At 45.6% G+C, this 14469-nt stretch carries 14 protein-coding genes; 1 reads left to right on the top strand and 13 read right to left on the bottom strand.

Going from position 1 to position 14469, the window contains the following annotated elements; all coding sequences use genetic code 11:
- Positions 1 to 14: 14 nt before the first annotated feature.
- The 9 genes from NST16_RS16430 to NST16_RS16470 form a co-directional block, all read right to left on the bottom strand.
- Positions 15 to 1628: a YceG family protein gene (locus tag NST16_RS16430; protein WP_010332933.1), complete on the bottom strand. Its 1614-nt coding sequence runs from the start codon at positions 1626 to 1628 to the stop codon at positions 15 to 17.
- Positions 1629 to 1659: 31 nt separating this feature from the next.
- On the bottom strand, positions 1660 to 2460 hold the full coding sequence (locus tag NST16_RS16435) for an HAD family hydrolase (RefSeq protein ID WP_340887600.1): 801 nt from the start codon (positions 2458 to 2460) through the stop codon (positions 1660 to 1662).
- Complete coding sequence (locus NST16_RS16440) at positions 2457 to 3566, bottom strand: cysteine protease StiP family protein (protein ID WP_340887601.1); 1110 nt, start codon at positions 3564 to 3566, stop codon at positions 2457 to 2459. Before NST16_RS16440 ends, NST16_RS16435 begins: the two co-directional genes overlap by 4 nt.
- 6 nt (positions 3567 to 3572) lie before the next feature.
- On the bottom strand, positions 3573 to 4883 hold the full coding sequence (locus NST16_RS16445) for a phosphoribosyltransferase family protein (protein WP_340888402.1): 1311 nt from the start codon (positions 4881 to 4883) through the stop codon (positions 3573 to 3575).
- Positions 4873 to 6033, bottom strand: coding sequence for an HpcH/HpaI aldolase/citrate lyase family protein (locus tag NST16_RS16450; RefSeq protein ID WP_340887603.1), 1161 nt, complete (start codon positions 6031 to 6033; stop codon positions 4873 to 4875). The genes NST16_RS16445 and NST16_RS16450 overlap by 11 nt, the downstream gene beginning before the upstream one ends.
- 62 nt (positions 6034 to 6095) lie before the next feature.
- A complete protein-coding gene (locus NST16_RS16455) occupies positions 6096 to 6869 on the bottom strand; it encodes a TerC family protein (protein WP_010332928.1) in 774 nt (257 codons plus the stop codon).
- A 51-nt stretch (positions 6870 to 6920) separates the two neighbouring features.
- Positions 6921 to 7499, bottom strand: coding sequence for a TerD family protein (locus tag NST16_RS16460; RefSeq protein WP_010332927.1), 579 nt, complete (start codon positions 7497 to 7499; stop codon positions 6921 to 6923).
- Between the two features lie 35 nt (positions 7500 to 7534).
- The gene (locus tag NST16_RS16465; RefSeq protein ID WP_010332926.1) at positions 7535 to 8116 is read right to left on the bottom strand and encodes a TerD family protein; all 582 of its coding nucleotides are present in this window, start codon (positions 8114 to 8116) and stop codon (positions 7535 to 7537) included.
- A gap of 22 nt (positions 8117 to 8138) precedes the next feature.
- Positions 8139 to 8738 carry a TerD family protein gene (locus tag NST16_RS16470; protein WP_010332925.1) on the bottom strand — a complete coding sequence of 200 codons (600 nt, stop codon included), beginning with the start codon at positions 8736 to 8738 and terminating at the stop codon, positions 8139 to 8141.
- Between the two features lie 285 nt (positions 8739 to 9023).
- Here NST16_RS16470 and NST16_RS16475 point away from each other — a divergent pair, with 285 nt between their 5' ends.
- The gene (locus NST16_RS16475) at positions 9024 to 10019 is read left to right on the top strand and encodes an LLM class flavin-dependent oxidoreductase (RefSeq protein ID WP_010332924.1); all 996 of its coding nucleotides are present in this window, start codon (positions 9024 to 9026) and stop codon (positions 10017 to 10019) included.
- A 40-nt stretch (positions 10020 to 10059) separates the two neighbouring features.
- Here the strand turns inward: NST16_RS16475 and znuB are convergent, their stop codons facing one another.
- The 4 genes from znuB to NST16_RS16495 form a co-directional block, all read right to left on the bottom strand.
- The gene (gene znuB / locus NST16_RS16480; protein WP_010332923.1) at positions 10060 to 10902 is read right to left on the bottom strand and encodes a zinc ABC transporter permease ZnuB; all 843 of its coding nucleotides are present in this window, start codon (positions 10900 to 10902) and stop codon (positions 10060 to 10062) included.
- The gene (gene znuC / locus NST16_RS16485) at positions 10860 to 11555 is read right to left on the bottom strand and encodes a zinc ABC transporter ATP-binding protein ZnuC (RefSeq protein WP_010332922.1); all 696 of its coding nucleotides are present in this window, start codon (positions 11553 to 11555) and stop codon (positions 10860 to 10862) included. Before znuC ends, znuB begins: the two co-directional genes overlap by 43 nt.
- 57 nt (positions 11556 to 11612) lie before the next feature.
- Positions 11613 to 12587: a metal ABC transporter substrate-binding protein gene (locus NST16_RS16490; RefSeq protein ID WP_340887606.1), complete on the bottom strand. Its 975-nt coding sequence runs from the start codon at positions 12585 to 12587 to the stop codon at positions 11613 to 11615.
- A gap of 192 nt (positions 12588 to 12779) precedes the next feature.
- A complete protein-coding gene (locus tag NST16_RS16495) occupies positions 12780 to 14465 on the bottom strand; it encodes a glycoside hydrolase family 13 protein (RefSeq protein ID WP_340887607.1) in 1686 nt (561 codons plus the stop codon).
- Between the last annotated feature and the right edge of the window lie 4 nt (positions 14466 to 14469).

Genomic DNA, 14469 nt, shown 5'->3' on the forward strand with positions numbered 1-14469 from the left:
CTTTTTTTCTCTCCTTACTTTTGGGTAATCGTTCTGAACAGCCTTTTCACGAGCGAGGGCTCTTTATAGTCCTGCTGAAACACCATGTCGTCCAGCCAGTGAATATCATACTGATCCTCTTCGATATAATGCTCAATGTCTTGATGTCCGGGAGGATTATAAATGACGATATCAATGCCGATTTCATTCAAAAACAGCAGGGCTGCGGCGTCTGAGCGTGTGAGCTCACCGTTCATTTCCGTATGATACAGCACCAGTTTCGGAACGGTCTGCGCATAGTCGAACATTTGAATCAATTTCAGCAGGTTAGCAGGAAGGTTTGTTGTTTGTTTAAACAAGTAGATCTGAACATCCTTGACCTGTTCCTGATGCAATGCCTTCAGCCGCGGGTGTCTGCACATTCTCGAGATCGTTTTGGCGATCGCGGTCTGAATGCCTGCCGGAAGCTGTTTGTACTGCCATACATTGCTTGCGATCAGCTTTTCCGGATCAATGTTTCCTTCATGATCAAGCGCGTGGCTGTAATGAAATTGATAGTTCGATCTGATTTCTTCTGTAAGCGGAAAGCTTCGAACCATTTCTGTTTCCGGATAATCCGCCATTGTATGAAGTCTGTTCCAATATTCTTTATTGTCCTTCGACACGCCCATAATTTTGGCAAACACATTCGGAATGTCGATTGAATGTTTATCGGCTTTGAAATTCGGGCGAATAAACGCACGTTCTTTCGCAATTAAAAACAATTCATCATAGGTCGTTTTCAGCGTCACGGAAACCGGTGTGTGATCTCTGAACTGCCAAGGCTTGTACAGCATGGATTCCTCGTGATTCAGCACATGCTCAAATTCCTTTGTCGATCGATACGCCACCGTTGATTTACGGTCAGGTTTTTCTTTCGGGAATGGCTGAAGGTCTGAGACATCCGGAAGCTTTTCCGTGAAGCTTAGCTCCTGCTTAGGATCAACGAGCGTCAGCTGATCGGTTCCCGCGGGATGGAACAATAGGACATCACAGCCGACAAGCATCAAGTAATATAAGAAATACAGCTGACTTTTCGTCGCGTCTCCATACCAGACCACCTTCGGCATCTCCCGCTCTATATCGGCTTTTTCCAGCCAAGGATTCAGGTGGTTCAAGGAAAACTTTGAAACATCAAGAAGCACTCTGCGAAAATCAGGGTGATTCAGTCCCTGCTCATGATTTTCGGCAAAGGTATGTAACAGCGTCATCAGTGCTTTTCTTAAATGGCGGTGCAACATGGGATTGGAATGCTTCGCAATCAGCTGTTCCCCGTCCAGAAAGGCGACAAAGCGGCTGACCGAAAGGCCTTTTTCCTGCTGATTGATGGAATGAATATGCTGAAGCGCCTGAAAAGTTTCAGGTGCAATTGTTTTATCAAGCGTTTCGCTCAGGACATAAATATGATCGTTTACAGAAAGATCATACAGCTCGTTAAAGTAGTCGGTCTCATCAATGGGCGTGCCCAGTATTTGCCCGGCAAGCCGCGAAAAAGAAAGACCTTGTTCATTCTCATAGTGATCCCGCTCCGGCAATGGCTGAAACAGCATACTTTTCCAATCGCCATGAGCCGGAACAGCTTTATGGATGGTTAACTCTTCTTGTCTCATCATATCCTCCTTTCTGGTTTTTTTTTGTGTTTTATACGTGTTTTAATTTGGATATTTGCGATAAAACTAACGCTGTGATTTCTTCTCCCGCCAGCATGCCGCTTGCAGCCGTTTTGTGAAGTTTCGGATCGTGACTTAATACCTCGCCGTGCGCGGGTGCGATGCCAAAATCGGCTTCCCGGATCAGTTCAAGGTCAAGCAGAGAATCTCCAGCCGTATAGATTTCATCAAGAGAGAGCCTGGATTTCAGGTATTCGACCGCTTTCCACTTATTAAGCGGATTGGGAATAAAGTAAAGCTTTCGCCCCTGCAGGGATACTTGCCAGCCCTTATCGGCTCCCCACTTTTTCACAGCGGATATATCGATGTACGGTATTTTTTCCTCATGTAAAATGAGATACACAAAATAGTGATGGGCGATTCGGGTTCTTTTTACCGCATCTGATAACGAGAGACCTGCAATTTCCCGCAGCATGGCCTCGATCGGCAGACACGACGCCAGCTCCTCTTTCATCAGCTCGTCCCACTCTTTCAGAGGCTCGCCGTCCTTTAAGATGCATCCGCCATTTGTTGTCACCGCATATTCCGGCACAATGTCCTGCTGGAAACATAGGATTCTCTTATACTGTTCGTTTGTACGCGTGGTGACGGGAATAAAATAGTGATCCTTCTGAATCTGATTTATATGTTCTTTTACGGCTGAGGAAATATAAGAAAGCTCCCGCCCATTTAATGTTTCAATCAGCTCAATCCCGGCCTCCTTATCGGGCGTGCCGATCATGCGCCTTGAATAAATTAATGTTCTGTCTAAATCGCTGGCAAACGCGTTCATAGGCTTTTCTCCGCCGGACGAATCAGCCCGCAGCAGCTGTAAGACATGTTCTCGTATTCTTCTACAGGCACTCCCCGATCCTTTGCCAGTAAAAGAATATGTTTCAGCGTTTCTTCAGCGCCAGGCTGAATTAGTATTTTCCAAGGCACTCTGCGAAGAAGCACACGGGTCGTTTCTCCGACTCCCGGTTTGATCAGGTTCGTATTGTTGATGCCAAATTGCTCTCGGATCGTCTCAATGGAAACCAAGCCGCTCCAATCCGGTTTCATACGTGCGCGCTGCAAGCCAATCGCCAGGCGTTCTGCTTCTTTAAAAATAGACGGAAATTGCTCGGCTATCGTTTCAATATAGAATACAGAAACATCCTCTTCGCTCAGCTCACGGTAATATTTCGCCCCGTGAAAATCATCCGGCCCGATCCATTTTTCATTTAAGACCGTGCGGCTGACAAGGCCCGATACTGTAGAGTTCAAGCAGGCACTCGGAATCAGAAAATCCTCCTTCGTTCCGTAGATGTCCGCGCAATCACCCGGATCGGCAAGCACCGCAATTTCTGAGGAAAGTCTCGTATTCCAGCGCTGGTTAAACTGTTGGATGGATCGGTTCAGTTCTTTTGTAATAGCGCCTTTGCCTGTCCAGCCGTCGATAAAGGCGATCTTTCCGTCTGGATGATGCTCCAGCATATGCTGCAAGGCGTTTTCATCAATTCCTCTGTCCCGAATAATCGATATGCTGTAGTGCGGAACTGAGATGTGATACTTCATTTTGATGTACCGTTTAATCAATACACCGATCGGCGTGCCCGCCCTTGCCAGGCTGCACAAAACCGTATCGTTGCCGTGTTTGGCGAAAAGCTGCTCCGCCACAGCTCCGGCCGCCAACGCAACCTTCTGTTTACTGTCTTCAAGCGAGGCATAAAACAGTTTCATATACTCATCTGTCGGCTTATATTCGATCGGCAGCATCTCAGAGTAATGGGTGCCGCTTTGAATCGACCGTTCCCGTTCTTCCGTGCTTTTTTCAATCGAAACGGCGGACAAATCTTTTAATAGAAAGGTGACATCCTCCTTCGGATAGCTTCCAATCCGGTCAATTATCTCTGTCAATTCAGATCACGCCTTTCCTGAAAGGGTTACAATGTGGATATGCGGCACTTCTTTTTCTTTGAATATATGAAAAATCGGCTGTAACGTCTCATCCGAAACGGTCTTTTCAAGACAGAAAAAGACTTCGTCATACGCTCCGGCGGGGAGGTTATAGATAAAATGGCGAACCCCCTCATCTTCGGGATTCATAAATGAATATCCGTTCTGCACAGCATAGCCCTCTTTGGCAACAGGGTGAATCGGACTGCGGGTAGTAGAGTGATAAGAAATAGAGCCGTGAAGATGCGCTGCGATGTTCATAGGGATGTACATCAGCTCTCCCGTTCCGAGCACAAGCGTTCTTCTCCCCTTCCGATATTGTTCTACATGCTGCGCAGCTAGGCGGCAGGCCTCGTGAACGGCCTGCCTGTCACTCGCCTTTAAGCCAAATCGCCCTGTTTCTTTCACATAAAAATGCTCGTCTGCGAATGTGGCCGGCTGATAGGGTAAGGATGCAAAGAAGCCGGACAAGTCGATGTCTGTTCTGTTTATTGCTGATTCCTGCGGCTTCGGTTTGTAATCATAGATGGACTCTGACAAAAGCTCTCCCTTAAAGGAAATGCGCCCAGACAGTAAAGCTGTTGTTGATATGGTAACCCCTAATTCCCGTTCCGCTTCAGCATAAGCTTGTTTGTGCTCCTCAGTCCGCCAATCCAATAAAGACAAAACAGCGTATTCTTTGCGGGGAAATTTCGATTGTATATCCCGAATGATATGCAATGCCGTTTTTCCTGTTGTGATTTCATCATCCACGAGAATCACCGGGCAATTGTTGTTGATCGTATGAGGTTCCGCATAGCACAGCTGGTCGGTCGCATGGGAGTGCTCCTCGACAAATGTAATGGAAGGCTCGTTGTTTCGTATTTGTTCACGTGTTGTATGGACATACGACGCATTCTCAATGCAGTCATAAACCGCGTGTCCAAGTGCTGTCGCCGTTTCCGCAAACCCGATCACAAGCGGCGCCTCCTCTAGTGCCACGCGCTGCTTTTGCAATGTTCGATAAGCATTCCGAAGGCCGCTGTCCGTTCCTGAAAGAAACCCATTCAGAATGTCAGCCTTCTCCTTCAGCTCACGGCTCGTTTTTCGTTCAGCGTACTCCAAAGCAAGCAGCCCTGACGCCAAAAGCGGCTTCAGCGGATGAACTGGAATATGCTTTCCCAGCACTTTGCTGACAAATAAAAAACCCCTTTTTTTGTTCACTCGCGCCGCCATTTCAAATAAGACTTGCTCCGGAATAGAAAGCGGATTGTCAGTGACCGACAGATCAACCGCCATATTGTCCAATATTTGAAGTGTTTTGCTGTTCGTTGAGCAAATCGGAGAAAGATCGGTTTTCATGATACACCCCATAGATTTCTGATTTTATTATGATGTTCTCAGCCCATTTCATATGGGGCTTCATTTCATTCATTTTGTTGGAAAAATGGCTTTTCATCACACCGATTGAACCGTTTCCGTGATGAATAATGCTTAAGGCATCCATATAGTCTTCCTTTGATACAACATACAGGCTGTTTACCGCTTTAAGCTGAGACGGGTGAATGACCGTTTTCCCGTGAATCCCGTTAGCGATATCAAGCTCTGTTTCCTTCACCAAACCTTTGACATGCTCATTCAGCTCCGAAGGCTGGTGCGCTGACAGAAGGTGAGGCTTTTGCGCTGCCTGGAAATATTCCCAGACCGGTCCAGAAACAACAAACGTCCGGCCGAAATAATTGATGACATCTGCCATAAAATCAGCAATCAGGCGAATATCATAGATGGTTTGCCCCGGCTTTCTCCGGATGCCGTATAACCCGCACAAATCAGTCGCACCGATTCGCACGTTTAAAATCAAGTCCTGATATTGATGCAGTACCGCACTCAGCTCTCCGAAAGCCTCTGTCCGCGTCTCTTTTGAAAGCAAATCGGGCGTTTCTAAAATCGGCATTCCATAAATCGGCGCTCTCCTATCGCGAGAGATGTTTTTCAGCGTTTCCGCATAGTCACGGGCGTTGACTCCTGAACATTTCGGAAACACAAAACCGGTTAACAAATGGAGAAGGTGCTTTAAGCGGCCAGCCAGCTCCTGCATCTGCTTCGGAGAACGCACCCTTATAAACATGAGCGGAAGATTTTCCGGTTCTATTTTGTTTTGCTGAATTGCCTGTTCTATGCGCTCAAGCTGAATGTTGAGATTATGTTCAGCCTGCTCGACTTCATGATCCCCAATCGCATCCTCTAAGCAGAAAACAACGGACGTTAGATCCTCGTACTTTTGTTCAGTAATCATAGCGGCTATGTCGTGGCGGGTTGCAGGCATATATAATAGGGCTCCCAGCGCTTGTTCAAGCCATTTTTTCGGCGCCTCTTTCGTGACCTGTTTCGGCACTTGATAAAATACATGCTCTTCTTGACGCGCTGATAAATAGTGGAAATACCGCAAACCAGTCACCCTCTTTTCTGTAACAAAAAAGGAAGGACATGAAACTCCCTCCTTGTTTTGTTTTATTCTTCTTTTGACGCAGCTGTTTGTTCGCGCACCTGCTTTTGTTTGTTGATATAGTGAATGATAAATGTTACCGCAAATGCAGCGATAATGATAATGAAGAATACAGAATGCGGCATTTCATAATGGAAAGCGCTCCCTGCCATTTTCAGCGCGATAATTCCGATTAACACGAATGCTGTGTTTTCAAGCTCAGGGATTTTATCGATCAGCACAAGGAATACTTTTGCGACTGTACGCATCATTAAAATACCCAGCATACCGCCGATCAAAAGAACCCATACTTTTTCAGATACCGCAAACGCGGCTAAGATGCTGTCCACAGAAAAGGCAAGGTCCATCAGTTCAACTGAAATAACAGTTGCCCAGAAGATACCGAATGTACGGACCATCCAAGAATTTTTCTTAATACCGTCTGCTTCCTCTTCTTTTTCTCCGATCCAAAAGTGCTTAATGACGAGCCAAGCCAGGTAAAGCGCGCCAAGCACCTTGATCCACCAGAATTTAATGAGAAGCATACCGAGTCCGATGAAAATAAATCGGAAAATATATGCTCCGAATAAACCATACGTTAACGCTTTTTTACGCTGTTTTTCCGGAAGGTGTTTCACCATTACCGCAAGAACTAACGCGTTATCGGCCGATAAAAGGCCTTCCAGCACAACAAGGGAACCGATCAGACCCCAAGAAACCGGATCAGTCAGAACTTCCCCCCACATTTCCCAATCGAAAAATGAAGCATACGTAGACATGATGTGATGTAAAAATTCCAAGTTTTTTCCTCCTATTAATTCAAAACGGTGACTGCTTTATTTGTCACTCGCTTACACCTGCAAACCGTAGTTCCGGCATAATGAAGCAAGGCCGCCGGAAAAACCGCTGCCGATCGCATTGAACTTCCACTCGTTTCCGTGTCTGTACAGCTCACATACGACAACGGCTGTTTCAATGGAGAAATCTTCCCCCAAATCGAAGCGAAGAAGCTCATTTTGAGTCTCTTCATCTGCAACGCGTACAAACGCGTTTGACACTTGTCCAAAGTTTTGGCTGCGTGCTTCCGCGTCATGAATGGTAACTGTGATGCCGATTTTCTCAATGTGAGCAGGTATTTTTGAAAAATCAACGATGATCTGCTCATCATCTCCGTCGCCTTCTCCGGTGCGGTTGTCACCCGTATGGATGACACCGCCGCTCGGATGCTCAAGGTTATTATAGAAGACGAAATCGAGATCATTCACGCAGTTATCATGCGCATCCACTAAAAAGGCTGAAGCATCCAGGTCAAAATCGTGTCCGCCTGAGTACTTATTTGTATCCCAGCCTAAACCGATCACCGCTTTTGTGAGTCCCGGATTTGTTTTCGTTAAATCCACACGCTGTCCTTTTGCTAATTGAATGGCCATACTGCCTCTCTCCTTTCTGCTCTTCGTAATATGTCTTAACCGACTTGCAAGCCGTAATCTGTTGCGATGCGGGCAAGACCGCCTTGGTAGCCTGAGCCGATAGCGGAGAATTTCCATTCGCCGTTGTGTCTGTAAAGCTCTCCAGCGATAATTGCCGTTTCAATAGAGAAATCTTCCGCAAGATCGTAACGAATAAGCTCTTCATTTGTTTCTTCATTGACAATGCGTACAAACGCATTTGACACTTGTCCAAAGTTTTGGCTGCGCGCTTCCGCTTCGTGAATCGTGATAACAAATGAGATTTTGTCGATATTGGCAGGTACGGCGCTGAGATTGACTTTTACATTCTCGTCATCACCCTCGCCAAGACCTGTCAGGTTATCGCCTGAATGAACGACTGAACCGTTTCCGCCTTCAAGCTGGTTATAGAAAATAAAATCGTTTTGAGATGCGCATTTTCCAGACGCATCTAAAAGAAACACACTTGAGTCAAGATCAAAGTCATGTCCGCCGTCATACTTATTCGTATCCCAGCCCAAACCGACAACAACCTTTGAAAGACCCGGATTCGTTTTTGTTAAATCTACTTTTTGTCCTTTTGCCAATGAAATTGCCATGTTTCATCCACTCCTTTTTCTTTTATACGTATCGGTTGACAATATCTTCTAATCTCGTATCGTTTGTGCCTTCGCCGACCGCCGCGAATTTCCACTCGCCGTCCTGGCGGTAGATTTCAGCCGTAATCAGGCTTGTTCTGCCGGCATAATTGTCTTTCAAATTGTATTTGAGCATTTCTTCATGATTTGATTGGTCAACAACACGGATAAAAGCATTTTGAATCATGCCGAAATCCTGTTTTCTTCTTACGCAATCATAAATATTCACAACAAATACAAGCTTATTAATGTTGGCAGGCACTTTCGCCAAATCAATTAAAATCTGCTCATCATCGCCCGCTCCGTCGCCTGTCAGGTTGTCACCTGTGTGCTTGACACTGCCGCAGCGGCTTTTCAGGTTTCCAAAATAAATGACATTTTTCTTATCAGTGAACTTGCCGTTTTCCAGCATCAGCACTGATGCGTCACAGTCAATATTTGGTCCGCCTCCGCCGAGCAGCTTTCCAAAAAAGCCGCCGCCTGATGAAACAGGGTCCCAGCCGAGACCGACCATCAATTTTGACAGGCCCGCTTTTCCTTTTGTTAAATCAATTCGCTGACCTTTTTCTAAAGAAATTGCCACACGATTCACTCCTAATCATCGAAATGTGAATATAGTCACATTTATTTTTACGTACAAACGTAACTTGAATGCCGTAAATTATTAATATATACGTTTTTTATTATATCAAAGTTTCGTAAAAGTTTAGAATAATTGACGAAAATCCTCGAAAAAAATCTCCCATATTTGATATATCTTTAGCAAATCATATGAATGACGGATCTTAAACAAACCATTTGACGTGAGCGAGTCATTTTGCCTATTCTTGTATCACATTCTAAAAAGCAACGGAAAGGAAGCGGCCTTTTGATTCATTTAAGCATACTTGATCAGGCACCTGTTTCTAAAGGAGAAAGCCCCGTGACAGCCCTTCAGCATTCGGTTGAGCTGGCCGGACGAAGTGAAGAGTGGGGCTATAAGCGTTATTGGTTTGCCGAACACCACAGCACGAAAGGACTGGCAAGCACGGCACCGGAAATTATGATCGCACGCATCGCGGCTCACACCAACAAGATTCGTGTCGGGTCTGGCGGTGTGCTTCTGCCTCAGTACAGCCCGTTTAAGGTGGCCGAAACCTTTCGCCAGCTTGAGGCCTTGTATCCGAACCGGATTGACCTCGGCCTCGGGCGTTCGCCGGGCGGAACGACGAAAACCCGGCTCGCCTTAACCGACGGCATCAAAAAAAGCTTAACCGATTTTAACAGACAGCTTCAGGATGTCTCTTATTTTCTGACCGATTCGCTTCCCGCCGGGCATCCGTATGCCGGGATCAAAGCAGCGCCTCTTATTGATACAGTGCCGGAGCTTTGGGTGCTTGGATTGGGGGAAAACAGCGCAAGGCGAGCGGCCCATCAGGGAATCGGATATGTATTTGGACATTTTATCAACCCCGAACGAGGGGAAAGCGCGTTTCGCGTTTATCGTGAAAACTTTCAGCCATCAGCCCATTTCACATCTCCAGCCGCACTGTTTACGATCTTTGTCATTTGCGCAAAAACAGATGAAGAGGCAGAGGAGCTCGCGTTAAGCCAAGATTTGTGGCTTCTTCGCGTCGGGAAAGGCTTGGACAGCAGGGTGCCAAGCATTGAGGAAGCGAAAGCATACCACTATACCGAATCAGATAAAAACCAAATACGAGAAAACAGAAAGCGCATGGTCATCGGTTCTCCAAGCACTGTAAAACAGCAGCTTCTAGAGCTGGCTGACCGCTATGAAACAAATGAAATGATGGTTCTTTGCAATGTGTTTGACTTTGAGGCGAAAAAAGAATCATATGAGCGTCTTGCAGAGTTATTTCTATAAAAAAAGCAGTTTTTCCTGAAGGAAAAACTGCTTTTTATTTTTACCTGCGTCCTTTTTTACGCTGGGTTTCTTTTTTGATAAACGTCCATATCCCTTGAACTGCAAATCCGATCAAGAGCAGAACAATTAACAGCAGGGTAATGGAAGGCCCTGGCGGTGTGCCGAGCTGATAAGATGATGTCAGCCCCATAAATACACTGAATAAGGAAATGAGGATGGCTGACATAAATACCATATTAAAGCCTTTGGCGATTCTAATGGCGAAAGCTGCCGGCAATACGAGCAGTGCCGATACGAGCAGTACGCCGATAATCGGAATAATAACTGAGATCGCAAGACCAGTGACAATACTGAATGACATCGACAGAATGTTTGTATTGATTCCGGACGTTTTGGCTGTTGCTTCATCAAATGTCAGCAGGTAGAGCGGCCTTTTTAATACGATAAAATAGAGCAGGATCAACAATGTAATGATGCCGATAATATAGACCTGCTGCTGGTTAACCGTCACGAGCGACCCGAATAAGTACTGGTCAATGCTCATAGTGGCCGCGCCTTTCGAAAGGCTGATTAAAAACATCGCGAAGGACAGACCCGCCGCCATTAAAATGGCAATCGATACTTCCGAGTATGTCCGATATGCCCGCCGCATGTATTCAATTCCGACCGCGCCGACGGTCACAACGACTATGCTCGCCGCGGTAATATTGGTGCTGAGGAAAAAGCCGATGGCCACACCCGACAGTGAAATATGCGAGAGTGTGTCAGCCATTAAGGCCTGCCTTCTAAGCACAAGGTATACCCCTAGAATCGGGGCCATGATGGCGATCATGCCGCCTGCTAGAAAAGCTCGTCGCATGAATTCCAAGTCAAACATTTCCATCCGCCTTTTTCTCCTCTCTCTAATCGAATCACTTTATCTAAAAACTGCTGTACTTCATTTTGTTCATGAGTGACCATCACAACTGTGCGATTGTGATTTTTCACCAAGTGGTGCATGAATTCGTAAAACCCTTTTCTGCTGTCATAATCAACCGCTGTGGTCGGTTCGTCCAGCATTAGGAGATCGGGATTGCTGGCAAGCATTCTGGCAATACAGATTTTCTGTTTCTGGCCGCCCGACAAGTCACCGATTTTCCGATGGCGAAGCTCCCACATTTCCACCATTTTCAGGGCTTTTTCTACTTCGATATGATCTTCTTCATTCAAACGTTTAAACCATTTCCCTTTTGTGTACCGGCCGGATTGGACAAGCTCAAGCACGGTGCTCGGAAAACCTGCATTAAATGAAGAAATTTGCTGCGGGACATACCCTATAGTCAGACGTTTGCCGTCTGCATTCTTTTTACTGATTGTTACTGTGCCTTCCCACGGTTTCAGCATGCCGAGCATCACTTTTATCAGCGTTGATTTAGAAGCGCCGTTTGGACCTGTAATGCCGACAAACTCGCCGCTTTCAATATCAAGAGATACTTTATCCAACACAGGCGTGTGGGAATAGCCAAACACGATATCTTTCAATGAGACGAGATTCATGTCAATCTTCCTTTCTCACAAAGAAATAGTGTGCACCCTCCGGCGCACACTATCTTTTTATTTATCCAATAGTGAATCTTTCAGGGCATCGAGGTTTTGTTTCATGATGTCGATGTACCCTACACCTTTATCCTGTTCTTCTTTGCTTAAGCCTTCCAGCGTATTCAGCACTTCTGTTTTCGCACCGATTTCACTGGCTAGCGTATCTGCAACCTTGGAGGATGCAACTTCTTCAAAATATATGATTTTCACGTCATGCTCTTTGGCATACGTTTTCAGTTTTGCTAAGTCAGCTGCACTCGGCTCTTGGTCAGGAGAAAGCCCCGCAATCGGAACCTGAGTCAGGCCGTATTCTTTTGCCAAATAGCCAAAAGCTGTGTGCTGTGTGATAAATTCTTTTTTCGCCGCTTTTTTTACGGTTGTACGATATAGTTTATCAAGATCCTGCAGTTTTGCAATATATTCTTTACTATTTTTCTCATAGTATTCTTTGTTATCTGGGTCTTGCTTCACGATTTGCGCAGTAATATTTTCAACTTCCTTTTGCGCTAAAACAGGGCTGAGCCATACATGAGGGTCCATTTCATGACTGTGTTCATGCTCTTCGTGATCTCCGTGTTCGTGTTCATGCTCATGTTCGTGTTCTTCTTCAGAGCCCTCCATTAAATCAATGCCCTTGCTCGCATTTACGAAAACTGCGTGATCTTGGCCCATGCTTTTTTCGGTTGAAGGAACCCAGGTTTCCATGTATTTGCTATTATAAACGAACAAATCTGCGTCCTGAATGCTTGCAATATCCTTCGGCGTCGGCTCCCAGTCGTGCGGTTCGACTGAAGATGGAATTAATAGATCTACATCGCCCTTATCTTTCACAATTTGTTTCGTAAATTCATACATCGGGTAGAACGTCGTGACAATGTGCAGTTTATCACTCTTTGAATCCGTTGACCCTTTTGTTGATGAGTTGCCGCATGCCGCGACCAATAAGAAGCACGCTGCAATCACAAACAAACCGCTCCATTTTTTAAACATAACGAATATCCCCTCTTTTTCACAATGACTTTAAATCAAAATGATAACGATTTTGTAATCCTATATAATAATAAACCGAAGTCATTACGTTTTGCAAGATTAATTTTATGTTAACGTTATGTTTTTATTATTTCCGTTTGCAGCGCAAATATATGTACTGAAAAACCCGGCAAACTGCGCCGGGTTGACTTCTTATTCTCTTTCATTCAAAAGATATACTCTGCTCTCGTAAGGCTGAAACACCATTTCATCAGCAATATCACTGTTTTTATAATTGCTGAGAAGAAGGGACGCCTGGTCCATGCTGCAAAGCTCCGGCCAGTGGAATTCAGCCTGCTCTTTTGAAAAATTATTTACCACCAAAAGCTGCTGGTTGCCATTCCCCCTAACGTATACAAACAGCTGCGGATCATCTGGGAGCAAGAGATCGTAGCTTCCTTTTATGAGATCTGCATACTGCTTTCTCAGGCTGATCACCTTTTTGTAATAGGCTAAAATGGAATCGGGGTCTGCCTCCGCTTCCTCAGCATTGACGGATGTATAGTTCGGATTGATCTTCAGCCATGGCGTACCATCCGTGAATCCGGCATTCTTCCCGCTGCTCCATTGCATCGGCGTCCGGGCATGATCCCGGCTTTTGGCCAAGATAGAGGTCATCACTTCTTCAGGATCATAGCCGTTTTCAAACACCCGTTTATGATACATATTGATCGTTTGGATATCTTTGTAGTTCTCAATTCTCATAAACGGCGCGTTTGTCATGCCGATTTCTTCTCCTTGATAAATATACGGCGTGCCTTTCATAAAATAAAGGACAGTGGCAAGCATTTTCGCGGACTCTTTGCGATATCTCCCTTCATCTCCGAAACGGGAAACAATCCGCGGCTGGTCGTGGTTGCACCAAAACAGTGTATTCCAGCCTTTATGTTCAAGCGTCTTCTGCCACTTTGATAATACGGATTTTAAATCAGATAGCTCCAGGGGCTTCAGATCCCAATGTGCTTTTCCCGGCTGCTGGTCAAGCTCCATATGCTGAAAGTGAAAAATCATATTCAGTTCATGCTTATCAGTTCCCGTATACGTCAAGCCTTCCTCCGGCGTGACAGAGCCAACCTCGCCGACCGACATGACATCGTATTGTGAAAATACTTCATCTGTCATCTCTTTTAAATAGTCGTGGATACGTTCGCCGTTCGGCTGGAAGGGTTTCGGTTCTGCGCGCTGATTGACGTAGTCCTCATATGAAGGAAGGAACTCTCTCTTTGAGATCAGATGAAGTTGGTCTATGCGCAAGCCGTCGACCCCTTTATCGAGCCAAAACTTCATCATGTCATATACGGCTTGGCGAACGTCAGGATTTTCCCAGTTTAAGTCAGCTTGTTTGACGGCGTTCATGTGCAAATAATATTCGCCAGTGTGCTCCTCATATTGCCAAACCGGACGCCCGTAGTCTGACATCCAGTCCGTTGGCGGACCGTTCTTTGTGCCGGGGCGCCATAAGTAATAGCTGCGGTACTTGCTGTTTTTGTCCAGCTCCGCTTCTTTAAACCACGGATGCTCGACTGAAGTGTGGTTTAGGACAAAATCCATGACAAGCTTTAAGCCGCGCTGATGCACCTCGTCAAGCAGATCATGAAAATCCTCCATCGTGCCGTAAGAATCCATAATCGTCTTATGGTCAGTTACATCATAACCGTAATCAACATTTGGAGAAGGATAGATGGGACATATCCAAATTACATCTGCCCCAAGCTCCTTTATGTAGTCCAGCCGGGAAATTATTCCCCGCAAATCCCCGATCCCATCTCCATTACTGTCCTGAAAACTTCTTGGATATATTTGATAAACGACTGCATCCTTCCACCAGTCTTTTTTCATCCCG

It is taken from the genome of Bacillus sp. FSL K6-1005 (assembly GCF_038000225.1).
Classification (GTDB): domain Bacteria; phylum Bacillota; class Bacilli; order Bacillales; family Bacillaceae; genus Bacillus; species Bacillus mojavensis.

What these genes read in the sequence shown, in the direction of transcription:
- NST16_RS16490 (WP_340887606.1), bottom strand. Translation starts at nt 12,587, where the DNA reads ATGTTTAAAAAATGGAGCGGTTTGTTTGTGATTGCAGCGTGCTTCTTA.
- NST16_RS16465 (WP_010332926.1), bottom strand. Translation starts at nt 8,116, where the DNA reads ATGGCAATTTCATTGGCAAAAGGACAAAAAGTAGATTTAACAAAAACG.
- NST16_RS16430 (WP_010332933.1), bottom strand. Translation starts at nt 1,628, where the DNA reads ATGAGACAAGAAGAGTTAACCATCCATAAAGCTGTTCCGGCTCATGGC.
- NST16_RS16435 (WP_340887600.1), bottom strand. Translation starts at nt 2,460, where the DNA reads ATGAACGCGTTTGCCAGCGATTTAGACAGAACATTAATTTATTCAAGG.
- NST16_RS16460 (WP_010332927.1), bottom strand. Translation starts at nt 7,499, where the DNA reads ATGGCCATTCAATTAGCAAAAGGACAGCGTGTGGATTTAACGAAAACA.
- NST16_RS16495 (WP_340887607.1), bottom strand. Translation starts at nt 14,465, where the DNA reads ATGAAAAAAGACTGGTGGAAGGATGCAGTCGTTTATCAAATATATCCA.
- NST16_RS16445 (WP_340888402.1), bottom strand. Translation starts at nt 4,883, where the DNA reads ATGGCGGTTGATCTGTCGGTCACTGACAATCCGCTTTCTATTCCGGAG.
- znuC (WP_010332922.1), bottom strand. Translation starts at nt 11,555, where the DNA reads ATGAATCTCGTCTCATTGAAAGATATCGTGTTTGGCTATTCCCACACG.
- znuB (WP_010332923.1), bottom strand. Translation starts at nt 10,902, where the DNA reads ATGGAAATGTTTGACTTGGAATTCATGCGACGAGCTTTTCTAGCAGGC.